We start from the raw sequence: 21,877 nt of genomic DNA, 5'->3' as shown, positions 1-21,877 counted from the left end.
GGTGGGCCACCCGCCCGAGCCGCGAACGGGCGCGCTCGCCGAGAGCGGCCGCTCTCGCCACCAGGGGACGCCGAGAGCGGCCGCTTACGCCGCGGCCGAGGTCAGAGCGGCGCCTTGACCGCTCACCGCGTGAACGCGCTGAGCCCGGTGATCGCCCGTCCCACCACCAGGGTGTTGATCTCGTTGGTGCCCTCGTAGGTGTAGACCGCCTCGGCGTCGGCGAAGAACCGGGCGACGTCGGTGGCAAGGGTGATGCCCTCACCGCCGGCGACCTCCCGAGCCAGCGCGACGGTCTCGCGCATCCGGGCACTCACCCACGCCTTGGCCAGGGCGGAGTCCTCGTCGCGGTAGACGGAGGCGTCCTGCTGCTGGGCCAGGCGCACCACCATGCCGAGGGAGGCGGTGAGATTGCCGAGCATGCGCACCAGCTTGTCCTGCACCAGCTGGAACCCGCCGATGGGTCGGCCGAACTGGTGCCGCTCGAGCACGTACCGCAGGGCTGCCTCGTACGCGCCCGCCTGGACGCCGGTGGCGATCCACGCGACACCGGCCCGCATCGCGCGCAGCATCGCGGCGATGTCCGCGAAGGAGTTCACCCGCTGCAGCCGGTACTCCTCGCTGACCCGGACCCCGGTGAGCGTGATGTCGGCGTTGTTGACCATCCGCAGCGCGATCTTGCCGCCGATCTTGCGCAGCTCCACCCCTGGGGCGTCGGTGCGCACCAGGAACGCCTTGGCCTTGCTGTCGGCCTCATCGCGGGCGACGACCGTGAGGTAGTCGGAGTACGCGGCCGAGCCGATCCACCGTTTGGCGCCGTCGATGACCCAGGTGTCGCCCTCCCGGCGGGCGGTGGTGGCCAGCCCGCCGGCGATGTCGCTGCCGTGCTCGGGCTCGGTCAGGGCGAACACCCCGGTCATCTCGAACCGGGTGATGAGCGGGTCCCATCTCGCCACCTGTTCGGCGCTGCCCCCGAGGAGCACGTTGCTTCGGAACAACGAGGCCTGGCCGTTGAAGTATGTGGCGAGAGAGGCGTCGGTGCGGGCCAGCTCGAAGACGCGGAAGCCCTCGAACAGCTGCCGCGGCCGGGCCCCACCCCCGGTCAGCGACGGCGGGGCCATGAGGTCGAGGCCGGCGAGCGGGCCGAGGAGCTGGGTGGGGAACTCCCCGCGCTCCCAGTGGTCGGCCACAAGCGGGGCGGCCTGGGTCTCGAGGAAGGTCCGCAGCGTGGCCAGCACGGCCCGTTCGTCATCGGTGAGGAGGTTCGCGTAGCCGTACTGGTCGGACCGGGCGTACAGGTCCGCGGCCGAGCTCTGCGTCGTCACCGCCGCCCCTGCCGTCGCCCGTGGCCCAGTCGTCACCGCCGCCCCGTCAGTCGTCGTCATGGCGCCGCCCCTCAGGAGTAGAACCGGTACAGGCCGGTGAGGGCGACGGCAGGTTTGTCCTGCCCCTCGACCTGGATGACGCCGTCGATCGTGATCTGCGCACCGCCGGGGATCTCGGTGACGTCCTTGACCGTGGCGCCCATGCGGATGCGCGAGCCGACCTTGACCGGTGCGGGGAAGCGGACCTTGTCGAGGCCGTAGTTGACCTTGGTGCCCACACCGGTGACGTCGAGCAGCTCGCCCCAGAACGGGATCACCAGGGCCAGGGTGAGGTAGCCGTGGGCGATGGGCGCCCCGAACGGGCCGTCCTTGGCGCGCTCGGGGTCGGTGTGGATCCACTGGTGGTCGTCGGTGGCGTCGGCGAAGGTGTTCACCTGCTCCTGGGTGACCTCGCGGAACTCGGTGAAGCCCAGGTCAACGCCTATCAGGGAGGGCAGCTCGGTGAGGGAGACGGTGGTGGTCATAGCGCGGACTCCTGGAATCGGGTTCGGATGAGGTGCTTCTGCAGCTTGCCGGTGGCGGTCCGGGGCAGCTCGTCCACGAACACGACCTCCTTGGGAACCTTGTACTTCGCGAGCCGCTCGGTGAGGCGGGCGACCACGTCCTCGGCGGTGAGCGTGGCCCCCTCGGCGGCGACGACATAGGCGTGGCCCACCTCGCCCCAGCGGGGGTCGGGGACGCCGATGACGGCGGCCTCGGCGACGCCGGGCAGGTCGAGCAGGGCGTTCTCCACCTCGGCGGGGTAGACGTTCTCGCCGCCGGAGATGTACATGTCCTTGAGCCGGTCGCGGATGTAGATGTAGCCGTCCTCGTCGACGGTGGCGACGTCGCCGGTGTGGTACCAGCCGTCCACGATCGCCTCGGCGGTGGCGCCGGAGTTGTTCCAGTACCCCTGCATGACGTTGGGGCCCTGGCCGATGACCTCTCCGTTCTCCCCCGGCGCCACGTCCGTGCCGTCGAGCCGGACCACCCGGCCCTCGGTGAAGAAGTGGTTGCGGCCGGCCGAGGAGGGCTTGCGCAGCGAGTCCTCGGCGGTGAGCAGGTAGATGCCCGGCGCCGTCTCGGTCATCCCGAAGCCCTGCTGGATGCCGATCCCGCGCGCGGCCCACGTGCGCAGCATGCGGTCCGGCAGCGGGGAGCCGCCGACGACGACGTTCGTCAGGCTGGACAGGTCCGTCGCGGCGAAGTCGGGGTGTGAGGCGAGGGCGTCCATCATCGCCGGCACCGCGAAGACCGACGTCACCTTCTCGGCGGCGATGGTGGCGAGGACCCGGTCCGGCTTGAAGCCGGGCTGGATGATGATCTTCCCGCCCTTGAGGAACGTGGGCAGCGTGAGCATGTTGAGGCCGGCCACGTGAAACATGGGCGCGACGGCGAGGGTGACGTCGTCGCGGGCCACGTCCAGGTCCACCAGCACGTTGAAGTACTGCATGTGCAGGCTGCCGTGGGTGTGCACGGCGCCCTTCGGCCGGCCGGTCGTGCCGGAGGTGTACATGATCATCGCGGGGTCGTCCCAGCTCACCGGCTCGTCGATGACGTCGGTGGCACCGGCGGCGAGGAACGCCTCGTAGCTCAGGGCGGACGACGGCGCGTCGGCGGCGCCGTCGTCGGGCTCGACCGCGACCCACGTGCGCACGCCCGGCAGATGCGCCAGCTTCGCGGCGTGCCCGGCGTGCTCGGGGCCGTAGACCACGACCGTGGCGCCGGAGTCGGCGAGGATGTACTCCACCTCCGGGGCGGTCAGCCTGGCGTTGATGATCACCCAGATGGCACCGAGCTGCCCGACGGCGAAGAACGTCTCCAGCAGCGCCGGGTGGTTGAACCCGACGAACGCCACCCGGTCGCCCCGGCCCACGCCGTCGGCCCGCAGCGCGTTCGCCAGCTGGCGGGTGCGGCGCTCGACGTCGGCGTAGGTGTCGGTGCGTTCCCCGTGGACGAGCGCGGTGCGGTGCGCACCGTTCTTGCAGCGGCGCGCCGGCCACGAGCCGATGCCCTGATCACGCACGGGCGGCACCTCGCGGGGACGACGGCGCAGCCTGGGTCGCCGGGTTCGGCGCGGCCTGGGTCGCCGGATTCGGTGCGGTCGGCGACGACGGCCCGCCCAGCCCGAGCACGCGCACGGCGTTGTCCTTGAGGATCTTCGGGCGGACCTCGTCCTTGAGCTCGAGCGCCGCGAAGTCCCGCATCCACCGCTCGGGGGTGAGCAGCGGGAAGTCGGAGCCGAAGAGCACCTTGTCCTGCAGCACCGAGTTGGCCTGCTTGACCAGCGCGGGCGGGAAGTACTTCGGCGACCAGCCGGACAGGTCGATGTACACGTTGCCCTTGTGGGTGGCCACGGAGATCGCCTCGTCCTGCCAGGGCACGGACGGGTGGGCCATGATGATGGTCAGGCCAGGGAAGGTCGCGGCGACGACGTCGAGCAGCATGGGGTTGGACAGGCCCAGCTTGAGCCCGAAGCCGCCCGGCAGCCGGGCGCCGATGCCGGTCTGGCCGGTGTGGAAGATGGCCGGCAGCCCGGCGGCGGCGATGACCTCGTAGAGCGGGAAGTACCGCTCGTCGGACGGGTCGAAGTCCTGCAGCGAGGGATGGAACTTGAAGCCGCGCACCCCGAGGTCCTCGATCTGGCGACGGACGCGGTCGACGGCGTCCGCGGCGTGGGGGTCCACCGACCCGAACGGGATGAGGACGTCGTTGTTGCGGGCCGCGCCGGCGACGATCTCCTCAGTGCTGTTCGGCGCGTGCCCGAGCTTGGTGGTGGCGTCCACGGTGAACACGACCGCGGCCATCGACCGCTCGCGGTAGTAGTCGGCCGTCTCGTCGATGGTCAGCCGGTCGGTGGGGGCCTTGAAGTACTTGGCGGCCGCGTCGAGCACCTCCCCGGGCAAGGAGAGGTGCCCGTGGGTGTCCTTCTCCACGTGCACGTGGGTGTCGATCGCGGTCAGCGCGGCGACGTCAAGGGCCGAGGTGTACGTCATGACCGCACCTTCTCCCCCGGCTCGGTGCCCGCTCTGGCGGGCGGGGCGGGCATGGGCTGGCCGACGGACTGCAGGGCGCCGCCGAAGAGCGACTCCCAGTCCTCGGTGAGGGCCTCGTAGCTCCAGCCGCCGTCCGTGAAGGCGGTGGTGACCTCCTGCGGGTGGGACCACACGGCCAGCCGGTCCCCGCCCACGCCGACGGCCTGGCCGTTGATGCCGGCGGCGGCGTCGGAGGCGAGGAACGCGACGACGCCGGCGACGTCGTCGGGGGTGCCGAACCCGAGCACCCGACGGGCGAAGGGCGGCATCTGCTCGCCGCGGGCGGCGGCGTCGACGAAGTCCTTGAAGAAGGGCACCGTCTCGGTCATCGCGGTGGCTGCCACCGGGATGACGGCGTTGGCGGTGATGTTCGCCCGGGCCAGCTCCAGGGCCCACGTGCGGACCATGCCGACGATGCCGGCCTTGGCGGCGGCGTAGTTGGTCTGGCCGAAGTTGCCGCGCTGGCCGGTCGGGGAGCCGATGCAGATGATCCGGCCACCCTCGCCCTGCTCGCGCAGGTAGGTGGCGGCCTCGCGCACGCAGGTGAAGGTGCCGCGCAGGTGCACGTTGATGACGGTGTCGAAGTCGTCGTCGGACATCTTCCACAGCACCGTGTCGCGCAGGACGCCGGCGTTGGTGACCAGGATGTCGAGGCGGCCGAAGTGCTCGACGGCGGCGGCCACCAGGGCCTTGGCCGTCTCGGTGGGGCCGACCGGGGCGACGACGCCGACGGCCTCGCCCCCGGCTGCGGTGATGGCGGCGACGGCGTCGTCGGCGACCTGCTGGTCGACGTCGTTGACGACTACCCGGGCCCCGTGCCGGGCGAGCTCCTGGGCGTAGGCGAGGCCGAGGCCCCGGCCGCTACCGGTGACGATGGCAACTTTTCCGGTCAGGCTCATTTCTGGCTCCTTCTTGTCCTCGCTGACGACGGTTCGGCCCGGGATGTGCCGGCGGACCGTCCCCGTCGACGTCCGAGGACAGTGTGAACCCAGTTCATGGACTCCGTCAATCATTGACCTCCTCAATCGTTCATGCCACGATCGCCACATGTCAGAACACCGGGGCACCACCCGATGAGGGCGCCGGAGAACATCGGCCTGCTGCTCAGCCTTGCCAGTGCGCGCGGCGTGGCCTCGGCCAACGTCGCGCTGGGCCCGGTAGAGCTCAACTCCCGCTCCTACTCGCTGCTCGAGCAGCTGGCCGGCACGGACGGCGTCAGCCAGCGTGCGCTCGCCGACGCCATCCGTCTCGACCCGAGCCAGATCGTCGCGATGATCGACGGCCTCGAGCGTCGCGGACTGGCCGAGCGCCGTCCCAACCCGGCCGACCGGCGGCAGAAGTCGGTGGTCATCACGGGCCCGGGCCGCACCCTCTTCCACCGGGCTCGGGCCCTGGTGGAGTCCTCGGTCGACGAGGTCCTTGCCGGCCTCGACGACCTCGAGCGGGAGACGCTGCGCGGCCTCCTGCAACGCATCGTGCGGCACGACGCCGCCCGGCTCGAGAACGCGAGCTAGCCCCACCACGGGGTGGCCACCCCTCCGAACCGATCGGCGAATGCCCGATCGACTCGACCATCGACGAAAGGAACGAGCGATGCGCACAAGGATGTGTGTCCTGACGGCAGGAGTCCTCCTCGCCCTCACAGCCTGCTCCAGCGGGGGCAGCGACGCCCCGGCCGACTCCACCACGGGCTCCGGCGAGTCCGGCGCCGCCACCGAGACCACCGAGATCCAGATGGGCGTCCTGCCGATCGTGCCGAGCGCCGCGCTCCAGCTCGGCATCGACGAGGGCATCTTCGCCGATCACGGGTTCGACGTGAGCCTCGAGACGGGTCAGGGCGGGGCGGCCCTGCTCCCGGCCGTGATGTCCGGGCAGCTGCAGTTCGCCATCTCCAACCCGCTGAGCATCATGCTGGCCCAGGAGCAGGGCCTCGACATCCGGATGGTCACCGGCTACTCCCACTCCAACGCCGAGGGTGACGACGTCACCAGCGTGTGGGCCAAGGCCGACTCGGGGATCGCGTCCCCGGCCGACCTCGCCGGCAAGACCGTCGCGGTCAACACGCTCAAGACCATGGGCGAGATCTCGATCAAGGAGATCGTCAGCAAGGCCGGCGGCGACCCGGACAGCATCAACTTCGTCGAGCTCGGCTTCCCGGACATGCCGGCGGCGCTCGAGTCCGGCAACATCGACGCCGCATGGGTGCCCGAGCCCTTCCAGACCATCTTCAAGGACTCCGGCGCCAACCTGGTGGCGTACAACTACCAGGAGACCATGCCCGGCGTGCCGACCATGTCGGTCATCACCGCCGGCCCGCTGGCCGAGAGCGACCCGGACATGGTCCAGGAGTTCGTCGCGGCGGTCGATGAGGTCACCACGTTCGCCGAGGACAACCCGGACAAGGTCCGGGCCACCCTCACCACGTTCCTCGACATGGACGAGGAGCTCGCGAACAAGGTGCTCGTCGAGCACTTCGGCGCCCAGATGAACGAGGACAGCCTGCAGGCGCTCTCCGACCTGTCGGTGAAGTACGGCCTGCTCAAGGAGCCGGTGGACATGGCGACGTTCATGCCCTGACGCTCACCCGCACCGCGGACGGCCCCGCTCTCGCCTCGAGAGCGGGGCCGTCCGCGTCGCCCCCGACTCCGCGACCACAGTGGCAATGTCGCTGCGACCAGAATGGCAATCTGGCTGCGGGCCGTCCGCGTCAGCGGAGCAGCACCACTGCCTGGGTCAGCATCGGGGCGACGACGAGGGCGGGCAGCATGTCCCCGACCGCGATGTTCCGGATGTTCAGGAGCCGCAGCCCTATCCCGCCGAGCAGGAGCCCGCCGGTCACGGTCAGTGCGGCGATGTGGGCGTCCGGCACGACCGAGCCGAGCAGCACCCCGACGAGCGTCAGGCCACCCTGGACCACCGCCACCGACGCCGCGGAGAGCACGACGCCGAACCCGAAGGTGGCGGCAAAGGCGAGCGCCGCGAAGGCGTCGAGGACGGATTTGAGCGCCAGCTGCTCGATCCCGTTGCCCATCCCGTCGGACAGGCTCCCCAGGATCGCCAGCGGGCCGACGCAAAAGACCAGCGACGCCGTCAGCCAGCCCTCGACGAACCGCTCGCGGGCGACGTGGGCGTCGCCGGGCCCCCCGACCCTGCGCCGGAACGCCCAGGCCTGGAGCTGGGCCGCGGCCCCCTCCAGACCCTGCTCGATGCGCAGCACCGACCCGGTGAGCCCGCCGATGAGGATGGCCCCCAGGACGACGAGCACCGGCACCCCGGGTCCGACGGCGGCCACGAGGGCGGGGTCGGCGATGGAGACGCACATCGAGGCCGCGAGCAGGAGCGTGATGAGGCCGAGACCGTCGGTGATGACGGTGCGGGTGGCCTCCCGCAGCCGGTGCCCGACGGCCATGCCGACCGTCGAGCCGATGACGATCGCGCCGACGTTGATCAGCGTGCCGAGCCCAGGGAAACCATCCACCCCGTCACATTACTTTCCTGGCCCGCCGCCTCGGTCCGCGTGCACGACGCCCCCGTCACGGCCGGAGCCGTGCGGGGGCGTCTTGTGCGGGCGCCTCGGGGTTGGCTACCGCCGCCACCCGGGCAGCGTCAGCGCTTGTCGGTCGGCTGGTACTGCCGCTCGGGCTGGCCCGTGTAGACCTGGCGCGGGCGCCCGATCTTCGTCGTCGGGTCCGCGATCATCTCCCGGTACTGGGCGATCCAGCCGGGGAGGCGGCCGAGGGCGAACAGCGGCGTGAACATCTGCGTGGGGAAGCCCATCGCCTTGTAGATCAGGCCGGTGTAGAAGTCCACGTTCGGGTAGAGCTTGCGCTCGATGAAGTACTCGTCGTGCAGCGCGATCTCCTCCAGGCCCATGGCGATGTCGAGGAGCTGGTCGTTCTTCCCCAGGCGCTGGAGGACGTCGTGGGCGGCCTCCTTCACGATGGCGGCCCGCGGGTCGTAGTTCTTGTAGACCCGGTGCCCGAAGCCCATGAGGCGGACGCCGTCCTCCTTGTTCTTGACCCTGGTCATGAACTGGTCGACGGTGTCGCCGCCGGTGTGGATGCGGTTGAGCATCTCCAGCACGGCCTCGTTGGCGCCGCCGTGCAGCGGGCCGGACAGCGCGCCGACGCCCGCGGCGACGGAGGCATAGATGTTGGCGTGGGAGGAGCCCACCATCCGCACCGTCGACGTCGAGCAGTTCTGCTCGTGGTCCGCGTGCAGGATCAGCAGCATCTCGAGGGCCCGGGTGATGGCCGGGTCCACGTCGTGACGCTGGTAAGGCAGGCCGAACGTCATCCGGATGAAGTCCTCGATGTAGGACTTCGACGCGTCCGGGTAGAGCAGCGGCAGGCCCGTGGCGCGCTTGGCGATCGACGCGATCATCGTGGGGACCTTGGCCATGAGGAGCACCGTGGAGAGCTCGATCTGGTACGGGTCCTTGGGGTCCAGCGTGTGCTGGTAGTACGTGGCCAGCGCCGAGATCCCCGACTGCAGGATCGCCATCGGGTGCCCGTTGGCCGGGAAAGCGGTGAAGAACGCCTTGAAGTCCTCGTGCAGGATCGTGTGCCGCTTGATCCGCCGGGTCACCGCCTCGAGCGTCTCCGCGTCGGGCAGCTCGCCGTAGATCAGGAGGTACGCCACCTCCAGGAAGGTGGAGCCCTTGGCGAGCTGGTCGATCGGGTAGCCGCGGTAGCGCAGGATGCCTTCGTCGCCGTCGATGTAGGTGATCGCCGAGGTGGTCGAGGCGGTGTTCATGAAGCCCGGGTCCAGGGTCACCAACCCGGTCTCCTTGAGCAGTGAGGAGATGTTGATCCCGTCGTTGCCCTCGACCGCGTCGACGCGTTGGAACTGCAGCGCCTTACCGTCGACCTGGAAAGTTGCCGCCGCGTTCTGCTCGGCAATCGACATGTGTCCCCTCCTCGGGAATGGGCGGCACTCGGTCCGAGCGCCTCGTTGCGCCCCGGGTAGCTGCTGGCCCCCGGGGGAGGTGATCCGTCACACAAAGATAGGCCATGCACTCGGTAACGACGGAATCCGCCCACTGGCTGAACCGCAGCCCGAGTCCGGACATATCTGGCGGGCGCCCGCATCTCGCGGCCGGTCGCACGCGCGAGCGCCGCACCACGGCGTCCGGGCCGGCGCCTGCCCGCCGGTCACACGAGCGGGCCGCCCTCGCGCAGCCGCCGCGCGGCCTCGTCGATCCGCTCGTCGGTCGCGGTGAGCGCCATCCGCACGTACCCGCCGCCGTCGCCGCCGTAGAACGATCCCGGCGCCACGAGGATGCCGCGGTGCGACAACGCGTCGACGAGCTCCCAGGACGCCGTCGTCGCCCCGGCCGCACGCACCCACAGGTACAGACCGGCCACGGTGGCGGGGTCGAGCTCGAGGCCGGCCTGCTCGACGGCGCCGAGCAGCACCGCCCGCCGCGCGCGGTACCGCTCGCGCTGGGCGTCCACGTGCGCGCCGTCGCCCAGGACGGCCGCCATGGCCGCCTGCACCGGGGCAGGCACGATCATCCCCGAGTGCTTGCGCACCTCGGTGAGCGGCCCGATCAGCGCCGGGTCGCCGGCGACGAACGCCGCCCGGTAGCCGGCGAGGTTGGACTGCTTGCTCAGCGAGTAGAGCACCAGCAGGCCACGGTGGTCCCCACCGGTCACCCGCGGGTCGAGCAGCGAGGGCACCCCGTCGCTGGCCCACGGCTCGGCCCAGGGCAGCTCGGCGTAGCACTCGTCCGAGGCCACGACGGCGCCTCGCTCGCGTGCCCAGGCGACGACGGCGGCAAGCTGGTCGACGCCAAGCACGTGCCCGTGGGGGTTGCCCGGGGAGTTGAGCCAGACCAGGCGCGCGTCCGGCCAGGTGGCGGGGTCGTCGTCGACCGGGACCGGGGTGGCCCCGGCGAGCCGGGCACCGACGTCGTACGTGGGGTACGCCGCCCGCGGGTGGACGACGACGTCGCCCTCCCCCAGCCCGAGGAGGGCCGGCAGGAGCGCGACCATCTCCTTCGAACCCATGGTGGGCAGGACCTGGTCGACGCCCAGGCCGGGGACCGCGCGGCGGCGGGCGAACCAGGCGACGACGGCCTCGCGCAGAGCGAGGGTGCCGACGGTCGTGGGATATCCCGGGGCGTCGGCGGCGGCTCGCAACGCGTCCTGGGCGACGGCGGGCGTGGGGTCGACGGGGGTGCCGACCGAGAGGTCGACGATGCCGCCGGGGTGCGCGGCGGCGCGGGTCTTCGCCGGAGCGAGGGAGTCCCAGGGGAAGTCCGGCAGCGCCCGGCCGTGCAGCGGCACGCTCAGGCCTGCGGGGGCAGGGCCGCGATCATGGGGTCGTCCTTGTCGATGACGCCCATCTTCGCGGCGCCGCCGGGCGAGCCCAGGTCGTTGAAGAACTCGACGTTGGCGCGGTAGTAGTCGGCCCAGATCTGGGGCGTGTCGTCCTCGTAGTAGATGGCCTCGACGGGGCACACGGGTTCGCATGCGCCGCAGTCCACGCACTCGTCGGGGTGGATGTACAGCATCCGCGCGCCCTCGTAGATGCAGTCGACCGGGCACTCGTCCACGCACGCCCTGTCCTTGACGTCCACGCAGGGCTGGGCGATCACGTAGGTCACGGGAAGTTCCTCCTCGCTGGTGGCGGCGCGGGCGCCGCGGCGACGTCGGCCTTCAGTATCGCGCAGTCCCGACGGGTTCACGAACTGCCGACGGTTCGGCTTTGTGGCGTCTTGACACGTGGAGTGCAGCCGTACGCATGGAGTACAACCGTCTGGCCGTTCGCACATGCTCACTACGTCGGGTGTGGCGTTGGCGGACGCGCCGCACGGTCGGTCGGCGGTGCAAGGCCAACCCTGGCGGCTAGCCGAACGAAGTGGCCAGATTGGTCGTTGAAACGACCATCCGGACCATCTCGTCGACTTGCTGTTGCCTGTCTCGGGGAGGAAGGCCAGCGTTCGGTGCCTCGCCCGTGGCCGGCTTTGACCGGCTGCAGATGGCGACCGTGGGTAGCCGCGCCCATCAAGAGCGGTTACACCCGGGGCGGGGCGCGAGGGGGCAGGCTCTACTCCATGACGACCGACGACGGCGCCCCGCCACCGCTGCCCTGGCTGCAGTGGCGGGTGGGCGAGCGGGTGGTGGTGCGCTACCGCGTGCCGGACGGCTTCTCCGATGCGCTCGGCGAGCTGTTGGAGGTCCACCCGGACCGCGTGGTGGTGGGCACCCGCCGCGGGCCGGTGGAAGTCCCGGCGACGGCGATGGTCACCGGGAAACGGGTGCCTCCGCCGCCGTCGTTACCGCCGCGGGAGCGCCCACCTCGGCCAGCGCCTCCCCCGTGAGCCGGAACACGGACCACTCCTCCTGCGGGCGGGCCCCGAGGCTGCGGTAGAACTCGATGGACGGGGCGTTCCAGTCGAGCACGCTCCACTCCATCCGGGCGTAGCCCTGCGCGACGGCGTGGCGGGCCAGGGTCTGCAGCAGCGCCTTTCCGTAGCCGCGGCCGCGCGCCTCGGGCCGGACGTAGAGGTCCTCGAGGTAGATACCGTGGACGCCTTCCCAGGTGGAGAAGTTCCGGAACCACAGCGCGAAGCCCAGGATCTCGCCGTCGGCCTCGGCGACGTGAGCGAACACGGCCGGCTCCTCGCCGAAGAGCGCCGCGTGCAGCCCGAACTCGGTCAGCCGGACGGCGTCAGGCTCACGCTCGTAGGCGGCAAGGTCCCTGACGAGCTGCAGGACGGCGGGGACGTCGTCGGGCCGGGCGCGGCGGATCGGGTCCATGGGCGCACTGTACGCAAATCGCACGCCCGCTCCTCGGCCGTATCAGGCCGCGGGCGAGGCTTCCGGCGCGGGCTCAGGCTCCGGCGCCGGCTTCTCCCCACAAACCACCCGGTTCCACGGCTGGTAGGTCCAGCTCCAGTCCTGCGTCTCCGGCGCCTGCCCGGCACGCGACCGCTCCCGGGTGACGGTCACGGTGAAGCCGTACTGGCCGCCCGACTCGGCGACACACGGCTCGTTGGTGTTGTAGACGGTGGTGGGCTGGGTGATGTTGTAGTGGTTCGAGGTGGAGATGTCGACGTCCCACACCTGGGTGCTCCACAGCCGCGTGTGCACCGCGTTGCTGGTCACCCAGGCGTGGACGAGGATCCCGTAGTCGGTGTTGTTGCGCCACACCATGTCCACGGTGGGCTCCCAGAGCGTGGCCTCGCGCCCTGCCGGGTAGCGGGAGAACCAGCGGGAGTGGGGCTTGTGCTCGACGTCGTCCATGCCGGCCATGAGCCCCACGTTGTACGTGTTCGTGGACAGCTGGGACAGCCCGCCGCCCAGCGCTGTGGAGGAGAACCCGTCCTCGACGACGCCGGAGGAGACGAACCCGTTGGCCGCGGTGATCGGCCCGAGCGCCTCGAGGAGGGAGAACTCCTCACCCGGCATGACGAGCACGCCGGTGATCTTCTCCGCCCCGACCTGCAGGTTGCGGGTGCGGACGGGGTCGTACGGCATCGGGGTGGAGAAGTCGGCGACGATCTCCTTCACGCCGAGCGCCTCGGCCTCGGCGGTGGTGAACTCCGGCTCGGCGTCCACGAGCTCGACCGTGGCGGTGCGGTCCGTCGACGTCCCGGCCGCGGTGACGGCGGAGGCCAGGGCGTCGGGGTCGAGGCCCTGGCCGGAGGTGGAGGGCACGATCTCCGGCTCGGCGTTGGCGTTGAGGATGATCTTGGCGTCCTCGCCGGCCACCCCGATCTCGGGGTTGACGTCGTGCACGGCGTTGGCGAGTGCGGCGCCGTCCAGCTGCAGATCGAGTGCGCCGTCGACGTCCACGAACGTCGCGTGTGCGGCGAGGGCCTCGGGGGTGAGCTCGGCCAGCTGACCGTCCACGCTGACCGCGACGGGACCCGAGACCAGCGGCTCGGCCAGGTTGGACATGGCCTCGTCGACGGCGTCGGCCCCGACGTGCGGCGCCACCTCGGTGGTGGGGAGGCTCAGGGGACGCTCGTCGGCGAGCCACCTCGTGAGGAGGTACTCCTGGGCCGCTTCGATGTCGACGGCCTTGCCGGGTGCCGGCTCGGTCGGTTGCGGGGTGGTGCCCACGTAGGAGATGGAGCCCTCGACCGGCGCCAGGTCGAGCGCCCCGGCCGCGGCCTCGACCGCGGTGCGCAGCGCGTCGTCGTCGGCGGTGGAGACGGCGGGCGCCTCGCCCCCGCCGAACAGGTGGCTCCACATCGTCGTGGGGGCGAGGGAGAACCCGACCAGGTCGTCGAGGGTGGCGTCCACATCGAGCTGGAGACCCGCGGCGGCGGGGTCGATCGTGGCGATCGCCTCTTCGCCGATGGTGACCGGGACCGGTTCGGTCTGCACGGCGGCGAGCTCGGTCTGCAGCCGGTCCCGCGCCTCGTCCTCCGCCAGTCCGCCGATGTGCACCCCGGCCACGACGGTGCCACCGGGCACGCGGTCGCCGAGGAACCAGGCGCCCGCGACGTAGGCGATGGCGAGCACGCCCACCACGATCGCGGCGGCGATCAGGCCGCGGCGGCGGCGTCGGCCGGTGCGCTGATCGGGCTTTCGCTCGGCCGGGAACACGGCTAGCGGGGACGCGGCCGGCATCGGCTCCTCCATGGGACGGAGCCGCTCGGTCGGCTGGTCGGCAGCCGGGGCGGCGTCAACGGACGGACGCCCGGCCGCCGGCACGGCCTCGGTCGGTGCCGACGGTTCGGCGGGGTTCAGATGCTCGGTGGCCGGCAACGGCTCGGTTGCGGGCTCAGGGTCCGGCTCGCGCTGCGCTGGCACGACCTCGGTCTCCGCCGTCGCGGGCTCCTCGGCGCTGACCGTTGGCGAAGCCGACGCCTCGCCGGCCTCTTCAATCCGCGAAGCGGTGGTGGCCGGCGCGGCATCCGCGGTCTGCGCTTCGGCCGGCTGAGTCTCGTCGAGGTCGGTCGGGGCAGGTTCGGCGACGGGCGCGGATGTCGGGGCGGCCGCCGCGGGGGTGGGCTCGGCCTGAGCGGTGGGCTCCTCGACCTCGGTGGTCTTCGCCTGCTCGGAAGTGGTGCGGGTCAGCGGTTCCGTGGGAAGCACCTGGGTCTCGCCTGCGGGCGCCGCGTCGTCGCCTGACGCTTCATCGACCGCGGGCGCCGCGTCGTCGCCTGACGCTTCATCGACCGCGGGCGCCGCGTCGTCGGCTGACGCTTCGTCGCCTGACGCTTCATCGACCGCGGAATCCTCGGCCTCAGCGGCAGGCTCGCCCGACGCGACGGCGGGCTCCCCGGCCTCAGCAGCGGGCTCAGCAGACTCCGCCGCCAGCTCGGCGTGCTGACGTCGGGCGGTGAGTACGGCGTCGAGGTCGTGCATACCCTCGGAGCCGTTCCCCGCGCGGCCGGCGCCCTCGTCCTCGGCCGGGGTGGTCGGGACGGGCTGCACATCCGCGGCTGGGGCCGTGGCGCCGTCCTGCATGGGGCTCGTGCCGCCCTCCTGGGGCCGGCCGGGTGTGGAGTCCTGTGCCACTCGCTCGCTGCTTCCTCTTCCCTGCCGCCGCACCGCGCGCACGACCAGTGAATGGTAATCTCCCGCGCCCGCGACCGTTTCACGGCGCGCGTCCCGTCACCATGTTGTGACGTACCTGACCAGGATGACCGTCCGTCAGGTCAGGCCGCGAAACCGGCCCAAATAGTGCACGAGCGCCCCGCCCCCGGCCGGCCCGAGGGTGGCGTCGAGGACTTCGCCGACCACCACGTCGTGGTCCCCGGCGGTCTTGATCCATGCCGTGCGGCACTCCAGCCAACCCTGGGCGCCGTCGAGAAGTGCGGCGCCGGACAGGGGCCCGCGGTGGTGCGGCACCCCGAGGAGCTGGCCGACCGCAGGACGCCCCGGCATCGCGAGCCGTTCCGCCGGAACGAGCGCACCGGCGTCGACCAGGCTGATCGCCCAGGTCTCGACCTCGTCGAGGACCTCACGCAGCCGAGCGTCGGAGTACACACAGAACAGCACCATCGGCGGCCGCAGCGACACCGACGCGACCGCGGTCGCCGTCATCGCCAGATCCGACGAGCCGCTGCGGACGGCGACGACGGTCACCCCGCCCGCGAGCCGACCCATGGTCGCACGGAACCGCTCGACGAGCTCTTCGGGGTCGGTCACTGCCGCCGCGCCGGACGCCTCAGACATCGCCGAGGTGCGGGCCGCCGCTGTGCCGAGCCGGTACGGCGGGCGCACCGGCGTACCAGGACCGCGGCGTCAGGGCTGCGGCCGCGGCCGCCACGGGCACGCCGAGCAGCCACACGTTGCTGAGCAGCTCGCCTGTCACGAGCACGTCCCCACCAGGGCCGAAAAAGGTCATCGTCTGGCTGGTCAGGATCGCGGCGAGGGCGTAAAGGGCGACGCCGCCGCCGTCGGCCAGCGCACGTGCGACGACGGCGCCCAGCAACACGGCCACCAGCGCAAGGATCACCCCACCGGGCAGCGAAGCGGCCTCCCAGCGGTGGACCAGCGTGCCGCACGCCGCCACGACCACGCCGAGGATCACCGCGGCCGCGGCGGTCGCGGCCGCCCCCGGCCTGGCGGGACTGCTCACGCGAGGACCGCCCCGCCGAGGAAGGCGGCGAGTCGTGCGGGGCCTCGTGTCTCCGCCAGGCGGTTCTTGACGTCGAGGGCCGCCAGCCCGAACGTCCCCGCGAGCCCATACCGCTGGGCCACCGGGACCGGCTCCGTGTAGGCGTGGTGGACCGGCTCGACGACGAGCTCGTCCACCCGGTCGAAGCCGGGCACGAGGTGCATGCTGGCCGAGCCCATGATGGGCAGGAGGAGCCCGTTGCTGACGGCGACCCACCCGCACGCCGGCTGGTCGCGCTGCTCGCTGCGGCTGAGATCCTCCAGGTGCACGTTCTGCAGCTGGGTGCGGTGGGCGCGCATCGCGGCGACGACGGCCGGGAGAACCGCCGTCGTGTCGATCGTGAGGTCGACCTTGGACGTCGGGAAGGCCAGCGAGGGCAGCTCGCTGCCGGCGGGCAGGGTGGCCAGCGCGTCCCCACGGGCGCCGAACTGAGGCGCTCGGGCGAGCTTCTCCTCCAGCCAGTGCAGCGCGGCACGCATCCGGATCTCGCTCTCCACCGCCCACAGCACCACCGGGACGTGCCACGGCTCGAGCCCGGTGAGGGGGTCGTCAGCGTCGTCGACCTCAGCGGCGTCGGCCGCCATCTCCACCGCGCGCATCGTGACCTGGTGGGCGTGGACGTGGTCCGGGTGGCCGTAACCGCCGTGCGGCTCCTCGGTGATGACCACCTGCGGGCGGGTGCGGCGCACGAGGCCGGCGAGCAGGCGGGCGGCCACCTCGACGGGCACGCTGCTCTGCGCGTCCGGACCGACGTCCGGCACGGGTCCGGCGAGACCGGGGCGCGTCCACACCATCCCGGAGTCGGTGAACCGGGGCGGCCGCCGCGCAGCCAGGCCCGGCAGCTGGTCGAGGAAGACGCGGGCGCGCACACCGAGCTCGGCGCACGCGCGGGCGAGCTCGCGCTCACGCTCGTGGACAAGGGCGGGCGCGTCGCCGTCGAGATGGGCGAGCTCGCGCGGGATGACCTGACCACGCTCGCCCCGGTTACCCGTGACCACGGTGACCGGGAGCCCGACCCGCGCGGCGGAGGCGAGCAGCCCGCCCGCGCCGAGCGTCTCGTCGTCGGGGTGCGCAAAGACGCCGAGCACACCGCCGGTTGGCAGCTCGGCCGTGCGGGTGCCCTGTGTCGACGTCATGGCACCATCATGGCCGCTCCCGCCCACTTCGCCAGCGTTGGGCGGGCGCTGGCCGGGGTGACGGGACGCGGGCGGGTCGGGCGGGTCACCCGGCGAGATGACATCTCACGGAGAAGTTGACATCTCGCCGGGAGCGGGCGGGGTCAGCCGGCGGCGCGGCGGTTCCGGGAGGCCGACTTGTAGCGCTCGTTGGCGTCGAGGATGACCTTGCGGATACGCACGGCCTCGGGGGTGACCTCCACGCACTCGTCCTCGGCGGCGAACTCCAGGGACTCCTCCAGGGTGAGCTTGCGCGGCGGCACGAGGCTCTCGAAGTTGTCCGCCGTGGAGGAGCGCATGTTGGTGAGCTGCTTCTCCTTGGTGATGTTGACGTCCATGTCCTCGTTGCGGGGGTTCTCCCCCACGACCTGGCCCTCGTACACCTCGGAGGTGGGCTCGACGAAGAACGAGCCGCGCTCCTGGAGCTTGATCATCGCGAACGGCGTCACCGCGCCCGCACGGTCGGCGACCATCGAGCCGGTGTTGCGCATCTCGATCTCGCCCTGCCACGGCTCGTAGCCCTCGGAGATCGACGAGGCGATGCCGGTGCCGCGGGTCTCGGTGAGGAACCGGGTGCGGAAGCCGATCAGGCCGCGGGCGGGGACGACGAACTCCATGCGCACCCAGCCGGTGCCGTGGTTCGACATGGTCTCCATGCGGCCCTTGCGGGCGGCCATGAGCTGGGTGACGGTGCCCAGGTACTCCTCAGGCACGTCGATGGTCTGACGCTCCATGGGCTCGTGCCGCTTGCCGTCGATGATCTTGGTGACCACCTGCGGCTTGCCGACGGTCAGCTCGAAACCCTCGCGGCGCATCTGCTCGACGAGGATCGCCAGCGCCAGCTCGCCGCGGCCCTGCACCTCCCAGGCGTCGGGACGATCGGTGGGCAGCACCTTCAGCGAGACGTTGCCGACGAGCTCGCGGTCGAGGCGGTCCTTGACCTGGCGGGCGGTGAGCTTGTGGCCCTTGACGCGGCCGGCCAGCGGGGAGGTGTTGATCCCGATGGTCATGGAGATGGCCGGGTCGTCGATCTGGATCAGCGGCAGGGGCCGCGGGTCGTCCGCGTCCACGAGCGACTCACCGATGGTGATGTCCTCGATGCCGGCGACGGCGACGATGTCGCCGGCGAAGGCACGCTCGGTGGGCACGCGGTCCAGCGCCTCGGTGCGCAGCAGCTCGGAGATCCGCACGTTCTTCATGGTGCCGTCGTGGCGGGCCCAGGCCACGGTCTGGCCCTTCCTCAGCTCGCCGTTGTGGATGCGCAACAGCGCGATCCGGCCCAGGAACGGGGAGGCGTCGAGGTTGGTCACGTGCGCCTGCAGCGGCGCGCCCTCCTCGTAGGTGGGCGCCGGGATCTTCTCGATGATCGTGGCGAAGAGCGGCTCGAGATCCTCGTGGTCCGGCAGCGTGCCGTCGGCGGGCCGGTTCAGGCTCGCCCGGCGTGCCTTGCCCGAGGCGTAGACGACCGGGACGTCGAGGATCGCGTCCAGGTCCAGGTCCGGCACCTCGTCGGCGAGGTCGGAGGCGAGGCCGAGGAGCAGGTCCTGCGCCTCGGTGACGACCGCGTCGATGCGCGAGTCGGGCCGGTCGACCTTGTTCACGAGCAGGACGACGGGCAGCTTGGCGGCGAGCGCCTTGCGCAGCACGAACCGGGTCTGCGGCAGTGGCCCCTCGGAGGCGTCGACGAGGAGGACGACGCCGTCGACCATGCTCAGGGCACGCTCGACCTCTCCGCCGAAGTCGGCGTGGCCGGGGGTGTCGACGACGTTGATGGTCAGGCCGTCCTCGAGACCGGCCTTCAGGGCGGCCGGACCGCGGTAGTGCACCGCGGTGTTCTTCGCGAGGATCGTGATGCCCTTCTCGCGTTCGAGGTCACCGGAGTCCATGGCGCGCTCGTCCACGTGCTGGTGCTCGCCGAAGGCGCCGGACTGCCACAGCATGGCGTCCACCAGGGTGGTCTTGCCATGGTCGACGTGGGCGACGATGGCGACGTTTCGCAGATCGGAGCGCACAGGCATACGCAGAGCTCATTTCATGGTGAGGGCGGGCCGTCCGCTCACGGCCGGGCGACGCATCCGTCGCTGCCCGCGCGGGCCGGGCGCCACGTACCGCGGCGCCAAACGGCCATTCTACGGCGGATCGCCGATTCTGGTCACCCCTGCCTGTACGGGTGTGCGCGGAGTCACGTGCGCGGACCGGGTGGCGCGTTCGGGGAAGATGAACCCATGGGCCCCACCGTCGTCTTCCGGCCGGACTCCAGCCGCGTGTATGCCGTCATCTGCTGGGTGGTGGCCGCCGCCGTGCTGGTCGCGTTCGCGGTCAACGGCGGGGTCGGGGAGCTGGTGCGCTACGGCGCGCTGCCGCTGGCCGTGGCCGCGTTCGGCTGGGCGGTCTTCTGGCGCCCCTTCGTCGAGGTCGGGCCCGACGGCGTGACGCTCGCCAACGTGGTGCGCACCGTCGTCGTGCCCTGGGGTGCGATCGACGCGGTGGAGACACGTTGGGGCGTGCGGCTGCGCACCGCCGCCGGCGCGTTCGGGGCGTGGGCCGCCCCGGCCCGGGCCGGATTCGGCCGGTCTCGCAGCCTGCGGGAGGCCGAGAATCTGCCCGACCGACTCTTCCGCGGCTCCGGCACGGTGTCGGCGAGCGGTGACGCCGCCGCCGTCGGGTCCGTGATCGAGGACCGGCTCGGCCGGCGAGACCGCCTCGCCCGGACGGGCGCGCGTGGGACCGCCCAGGTGGGCCTGGATGGGTCCGGCCAGGCGGGCCCACGTCAGACCGGCCGGGCGGGCTCGGACCCGGCGCCGCGAGCACGGGTGAACATTCCGGAGGTGCTGGCGCTGGGCGTCACCGTGGCCCTGGCGGTGGTCAGCCTGGTGGTGCCGGTCTGAGCGGCTGCGGCCGGGATCACATCTCGCCCGGCACCGGCCGGAATGACATCTCCCGGAGAAGATGACATCTCACGGGGTGGGTGGGGTGGCGGGCGCCGTGAACTACTCGGCGACGAAGCCCCAGTCCTCCGGTCTGGTCGTGCTCAGTCCGGGGGCTCCGATGTTGGCCAGCTCGCTGACGGCGGCGACGAGCTGGGGCCGCTGGTACAGCGGCAGGGTGTGCACGGCGTCCCAGATGAGCTCGTCGGCCTGGTCGGCGAGGTCCAGGCGGGTGGCGTGGTCGGTCTCGGTGGCGATCTGCCCGATGAGCTCGTCCAGACCCGGCGTGGCCAGGTGGGCGTAGTTCATCGGGGTGGTGGCCGGGTCGCCGTAGATGTTGCCCAGGCCGAGCAGCGGGAAGGCGGACCCGAACCAGGAGAACGCGATGATCTCGAAGTCACCGTTGTTGAGGGTGTCGTTGAACGCGGCCTCGGGCACGTGGTCGAGCTGGACGTCGATGCCGACCTCGCGCAGCTGGGCCTGGACCAGCTGCCCCTCGGTCTCCGAGGCGGGGATTCCCGTGAACACGGTGAAGCGGACCGTGAGGGGCTCACCGTTCCGCTCCCGTACGCCGGTGACCTCGTCGAGGACCCAGCCCGCGGCGTCCAGCTCCGTGACGGCGCGGGCGGGGTCGTGGGCGTAGTCGCCGGCGTTGTCCTCGTAGCCGTCCTGCCCTGCCATGAAGATGTGGTTGTTCAGGGGCCTCTGCAGGTCCTCCGGCAGACCGGCGAGGCTCGCGGCGGCGATGGCCTGGCGGTCGAGCGCCCGCACGATCGCCTGACGCACCGCCTGGTCGGTGAGGTGCCCGGCGGTGGAGTTGAAGGTGAACTGGCGCCAGTCGACGCCGCCCGCCTGGCGCACCTCGGCGCCGGGGACCTGCCGGGCGAGCTGGTAGGCGTTGGGGTCGGCGCCGATGTCGAAGACGTCGATCTCGTTGTTCGCGAACGCCGTCGCGGTCGCTTCGGGGGCCACCGCCCGGTACTCGATCTCGTCCAGCACGGGCTCCGGGCCCCACCAGCGCTCGTTGGGGACGAGGGTGGCGACCTGCTGGTCGGTGTCGAGGTCGGCCAGCGTGAAGGGGCCGGTGAACCAGTCCTCGGGGTGGTCGAGCCACCCGGTGTTGAAGGTGGCGGCGTCGGCTACGCCCGCGGCGGGCAGCACGGTGCCCAGCAGCGCCGGCCAGTCCGGGAACGGGGAGGCGAAGGCGACGACGACGTCGAACTCCGTCTCTCCCTGCGCCACCTCTTCCACAGCGGCGAACAGCCCCGTGGCGCACTGGAACTCCGGCTGCTGGCCGTTGCAGGCGGCGACGGTGGCGGCGTAGTCCTCCCACGTGATCGGCTCGCCGTTGTTCCACACGGCGTCGGGGTTGAGGTGCAGGGTGACGACCTGGCGGCCGTCGGTGCTCGACTCCTCCACGCTTGTGACGAAGTTCGGGTTCGGGGTGGGGACACCCTCGGCGTCGGTGTCGAAGTTCGTCACCGACATCGGGCCCCGGACCTGCGTGAAGGTCTCGGCCGTGCCGCCGACGTGCAGCGGGTTCCACTGCGTGGGCAGGGCTCCGACGGCCTGCCGCAGGACGCCGCCGTCCGCCAGGTTCTCCCGGGGCGTGGCGTTGACGTCGGCCACGTCGGGTCCGGACGCGGAGGCGGTCGCGCTGGGCGTGGGCGACGGCGTCCCGTCGGGCCCCGCGCTACCCGCGCACCCGGCCAGGGCGAGCGCCAGCGCCGCACCGGCGGCCAGTGCCGCCGTGCTCCTTCTCATCCGTCCGTGTCCTCTCTTCGACGCCGGCG

20 protein-coding genes are annotated in these 21,877 nt (G+C 71.8%); 4 read left to right on the top strand and 16 right to left on the bottom strand.

The window, feature by feature from the left end; all coding sequences use genetic code 11:
- Window positions 1-122: 122 nt before the first annotated feature.
- The 5 genes from FE374_RS04695 to FE374_RS04675 are packed head-to-tail and all read right to left on the bottom strand — an operon-like array spanning window position 123 to window position 5,295.
- The gene (locus tag FE374_RS04695) at window positions 123-1,382 is read right to left on the bottom strand and encodes an acyl-CoA dehydrogenase family protein (protein WP_139927466.1); all 1,260 of its coding nucleotides are present in this window, start codon (window positions 1,380-1,382) and stop codon (window positions 123-125) included.
- Between the two features lie 11 nt (window positions 1,383-1,393).
- The gene (locus FE374_RS04690; protein ID WP_139927465.1) at window positions 1,394-1,846 is read right to left on the bottom strand and encodes a MaoC family dehydratase; all 453 of its coding nucleotides are present in this window, start codon (window positions 1,844-1,846) and stop codon (window positions 1,394-1,396) included.
- Entirely contained in the window at window positions 1,843-3,387 is a 1,545-nt protein-coding gene (locus FE374_RS04685) for an acyl-CoA synthetase (RefSeq protein WP_139927464.1), read from the bottom strand. Before FE374_RS04685 ends, FE374_RS04690 begins: the two co-directional genes overlap by 4 nt.
- Complete coding sequence (locus FE374_RS04680) at window positions 3,380-4,357, bottom strand: amidohydrolase family protein (RefSeq protein ID WP_139927463.1); 978 nt, start codon at window positions 4,355-4,357, stop codon at window positions 3,380-3,382. Before FE374_RS04680 ends, FE374_RS04685 begins: the two co-directional genes overlap by 8 nt.
- On the bottom strand, window positions 4,354-5,295 hold the full coding sequence (locus tag FE374_RS04675) for an SDR family oxidoreductase (protein WP_139927462.1): 942 nt from the start codon (window positions 5,293-5,295) through the stop codon (window positions 4,354-4,356). Before FE374_RS04675 ends, FE374_RS04680 begins: the two co-directional genes overlap by 4 nt.
- Before the next feature lie 174 nt (window positions 5,296-5,469).
- Between FE374_RS04675 and FE374_RS04670 the strand changes: the two genes are divergently transcribed.
- Together FE374_RS04670 and FE374_RS04665 are read left to right on the top strand one after the other, a co-directional pair.
- Window positions 5,470-5,910: a MarR family winged helix-turn-helix transcriptional regulator gene (locus tag FE374_RS04670; RefSeq protein WP_168205598.1), complete on the top strand. Its 441-nt coding sequence runs from the start codon at window positions 5,470-5,472 to the stop codon at window positions 5,908-5,910.
- A gap of 79 nt (window positions 5,911-5,989) precedes the next feature.
- Window positions 5,990-6,973, top strand: coding sequence for an ABC transporter substrate-binding protein (locus FE374_RS04665; protein ID WP_168205597.1), 984 nt, complete (start codon window positions 5,990-5,992; stop codon window positions 6,971-6,973).
- A gap of 130 nt (window positions 6,974-7,103) precedes the next feature.
- Here FE374_RS04665 and FE374_RS04660 read toward each other — a convergent pair whose 3' ends face one another.
- The 4 genes from FE374_RS04660 to fdxA all read right to left on the bottom strand — a co-directional run bounded on the left by FE374_RS04660 (window position 7,104) and on the right by fdxA (window position 11,006).
- Window positions 7,104-7,874, bottom strand: a complete 771-nt coding sequence (locus FE374_RS04660) for a DUF554 domain-containing protein (RefSeq protein WP_139927459.1) — start codon at window positions 7,872-7,874, stop codon at window positions 7,104-7,106.
- A 128-nt stretch (window positions 7,875-8,002) separates the two neighbouring features.
- Window positions 8,003-9,304: a citrate synthase gene (locus FE374_RS04655; RefSeq protein ID WP_139927458.1), complete on the bottom strand. Its 1,302-nt coding sequence runs from the start codon at window positions 9,302-9,304 to the stop codon at window positions 8,003-8,005.
- A 245-nt stretch (window positions 9,305-9,549) separates the two neighbouring features.
- Entirely contained in the window at window positions 9,550-10,686 is a 1,137-nt protein-coding gene (gene dapC, locus FE374_RS04650) for a succinyldiaminopimelate transaminase (protein WP_388042907.1), read from the bottom strand.
- A 2-nt stretch (window positions 10,687-10,688) separates the two neighbouring features.
- A complete protein-coding gene (fdxA, locus tag FE374_RS19485; RefSeq protein ID WP_168205596.1) occupies window positions 10,689-11,006 on the bottom strand; it encodes a ferredoxin in 318 nt (105 codons plus the stop codon).
- 450 nt (window positions 11,007-11,456) lie between these two features.
- On the opposite strand from fdxA, the gene FE374_RS20375 reads away from it, so the two are divergent.
- The gene (locus FE374_RS20375; protein ID WP_139927455.1) at window positions 11,457-11,723 is read left to right on the top strand and encodes a putative acetyltransferase; all 267 of its coding nucleotides are present in this window, start codon (window positions 11,457-11,459) and stop codon (window positions 11,721-11,723) included.
- Here the strand turns inward: FE374_RS20375 and FE374_RS04635 are convergent.
- From FE374_RS04635 to typA, 6 genes are all read right to left on the bottom strand, one after another.
- Window positions 11,647-12,162, bottom strand: coding sequence for a GNAT family N-acetyltransferase (locus tag FE374_RS04635; protein ID WP_139927454.1), 516 nt, complete (start codon window positions 12,160-12,162; stop codon window positions 11,647-11,649). The genes FE374_RS20375 and FE374_RS04635 overlap by 77 nt on opposite strands.
- A 42-nt stretch (window positions 12,163-12,204) precedes the next feature.
- Window positions 12,205-14,877 carry a VanW family protein gene (locus FE374_RS04630; RefSeq protein ID WP_139927453.1) on the bottom strand — a complete coding sequence of 891 codons (2,673 nt, stop codon included), beginning with the start codon at window positions 14,875-14,877 and terminating at the stop codon, window positions 12,205-12,207.
- Between the two features lie 135 nt (window positions 14,878-15,012).
- Window positions 15,013-15,537 (bottom strand): flavin reductase family protein, encoded by a 525-nt coding sequence (locus tag FE374_RS04625; protein WP_139927452.1) that lies wholly within the window; start codon window positions 15,535-15,537, stop codon window positions 15,013-15,015.
- Window positions 15,530-15,943 carry a hypothetical protein gene (locus FE374_RS04620; RefSeq protein ID WP_139927451.1) on the bottom strand — a complete coding sequence of 138 codons (414 nt, stop codon included), beginning with the start codon at window positions 15,941-15,943 and terminating at the stop codon, window positions 15,530-15,532. Before FE374_RS04620 ends, FE374_RS04625 begins: the two co-directional genes overlap by 8 nt.
- The gene (locus tag FE374_RS04615; RefSeq protein ID WP_139927450.1) at window positions 15,940-17,118 is read right to left on the bottom strand and encodes a PIG-L family deacetylase; all 1,179 of its coding nucleotides are present in this window, start codon (window positions 17,116-17,118) and stop codon (window positions 15,940-15,942) included. The genes FE374_RS04620 and FE374_RS04615 overlap by 4 nt, the downstream gene beginning before the upstream one ends.
- Window positions 17,119-17,261: 143 nt before the next feature.
- Window positions 17,262-19,175 carry a translational GTPase TypA gene (typA, locus tag FE374_RS04610; RefSeq protein ID WP_139927449.1) on the bottom strand — a complete coding sequence of 638 codons (1,914 nt, stop codon included), beginning with the start codon at window positions 19,173-19,175 and terminating at the stop codon, window positions 17,262-17,264.
- A 207-nt stretch (window positions 19,176-19,382) separates the two neighbouring features.
- On the opposite strand from typA, the gene FE374_RS20040 reads away from it, so the two are divergent.
- Window positions 19,383-20,045: a PH domain-containing protein gene (locus FE374_RS20040; RefSeq protein WP_168205595.1), complete on the top strand. Its 663-nt coding sequence runs from the start codon at window positions 19,383-19,385 to the stop codon at window positions 20,043-20,045.
- A 102-nt stretch (window positions 20,046-20,147) separates the two neighbouring features.
- On the opposite strand, the gene FE374_RS04600 is transcribed toward FE374_RS20040, so the two are convergent.
- Window positions 20,148-21,848 (bottom strand): ABC transporter family substrate-binding protein, encoded by a 1,701-nt coding sequence (locus FE374_RS04600; protein WP_139927447.1) that lies wholly within the window; start codon window positions 21,846-21,848, stop codon window positions 20,148-20,150.
- Window positions 21,849-21,877 lie beyond the last annotated feature (29 nt).

It is taken from the genome of Georgenia yuyongxinii, from assembly GCF_006352065.1.
In the GTDB taxonomy this organism is placed as follows: domain Bacteria; phylum Actinomycetota; class Actinomycetes; order Actinomycetales; family Actinomycetaceae; genus Georgenia; species Georgenia yuyongxinii.
The sequence above is the reverse complement of the archived record's forward strand: the minus strand, read 5'-3'. Positions and strand labels throughout refer to the sequence as shown.

What these genes read in the sequence shown, in the direction of transcription:
- FE374_RS04635 (WP_139927454.1), bottom strand. Translation starts at nt 12,162, where the DNA reads ATGGACCCGATCCGCCGCGCCCGGCCCGACGACGTCCCCGCCGTCCTG.
- FE374_RS04670 (WP_168205598.1), top strand. Translation starts at nt 5,470, where the DNA reads ATGAGGGCGCCGGAGAACATCGGCCTGCTGCTCAGCCTTGCCAGTGCG.
- FE374_RS04675 (WP_139927462.1), bottom strand. Translation starts at nt 5,295, where the DNA reads ATGAGCCTGACCGGAAAAGTTGCCATCGTCACCGGTAGCGGCCGGGGC.
- FE374_RS04680 (WP_139927463.1), bottom strand. Translation starts at nt 4,357, where the DNA reads ATGACGTACACCTCGGCCCTTGACGTCGCCGCGCTGACCGCGATCGAC.
- FE374_RS20375 (WP_139927455.1), top strand. Translation starts at nt 11,457, where the DNA reads ATGACGACCGACGACGGCGCCCCGCCACCGCTGCCCTGGCTGCAGTGG.
- FE374_RS04615 (WP_139927450.1), bottom strand. Translation starts at nt 17,118, where the DNA reads ATGACGTCGACACAGGGCACCCGCACGGCCGAGCTGCCAACCGGCGGT.
- FE374_RS20040 (WP_168205595.1), top strand. Translation starts at nt 19,383, where the DNA reads ATGGGCCCCACCGTCGTCTTCCGGCCGGACTCCAGCCGCGTGTATGCC.
- FE374_RS04625 (WP_139927452.1), bottom strand. Translation starts at nt 15,537, where the DNA reads ATGTCTGAGGCGTCCGGCGCGGCGGCAGTGACCGACCCCGAAGAGCTC.
- FE374_RS04690 (WP_139927465.1), bottom strand. Translation starts at nt 1,846, where the DNA reads ATGACCACCACCGTCTCCCTCACCGAGCTGCCCTCCCTGATAGGCGTT.
- FE374_RS04600 (WP_139927447.1), bottom strand. Translation starts at nt 21,848, where the DNA reads ATGAGAAGGAGCACGGCGGCACTGGCCGCCGGTGCGGCGCTGGCGCTC.
- typA (WP_139927449.1), bottom strand. Translation starts at nt 19,175, where the DNA reads ATGCCTGTGCGCTCCGATCTGCGAAACGTCGCCATCGTCGCCCACGTC.
- FE374_RS04695 (WP_139927466.1), bottom strand. Translation starts at nt 1,382, where the DNA reads ATGACGACGACTGACGGGGCGGCGGTGACGACTGGGCCACGGGCGACG.
- FE374_RS04655 (WP_139927458.1), bottom strand. Translation starts at nt 9,304, where the DNA reads ATGTCGATTGCCGAGCAGAACGCGGCGGCAACTTTCCAGGTCGACGGT.
- FE374_RS04665 (WP_168205597.1), top strand. Translation starts at nt 5,990, where the DNA reads ATGCGCACAAGGATGTGTGTCCTGACGGCAGGAGTCCTCCTCGCCCTC.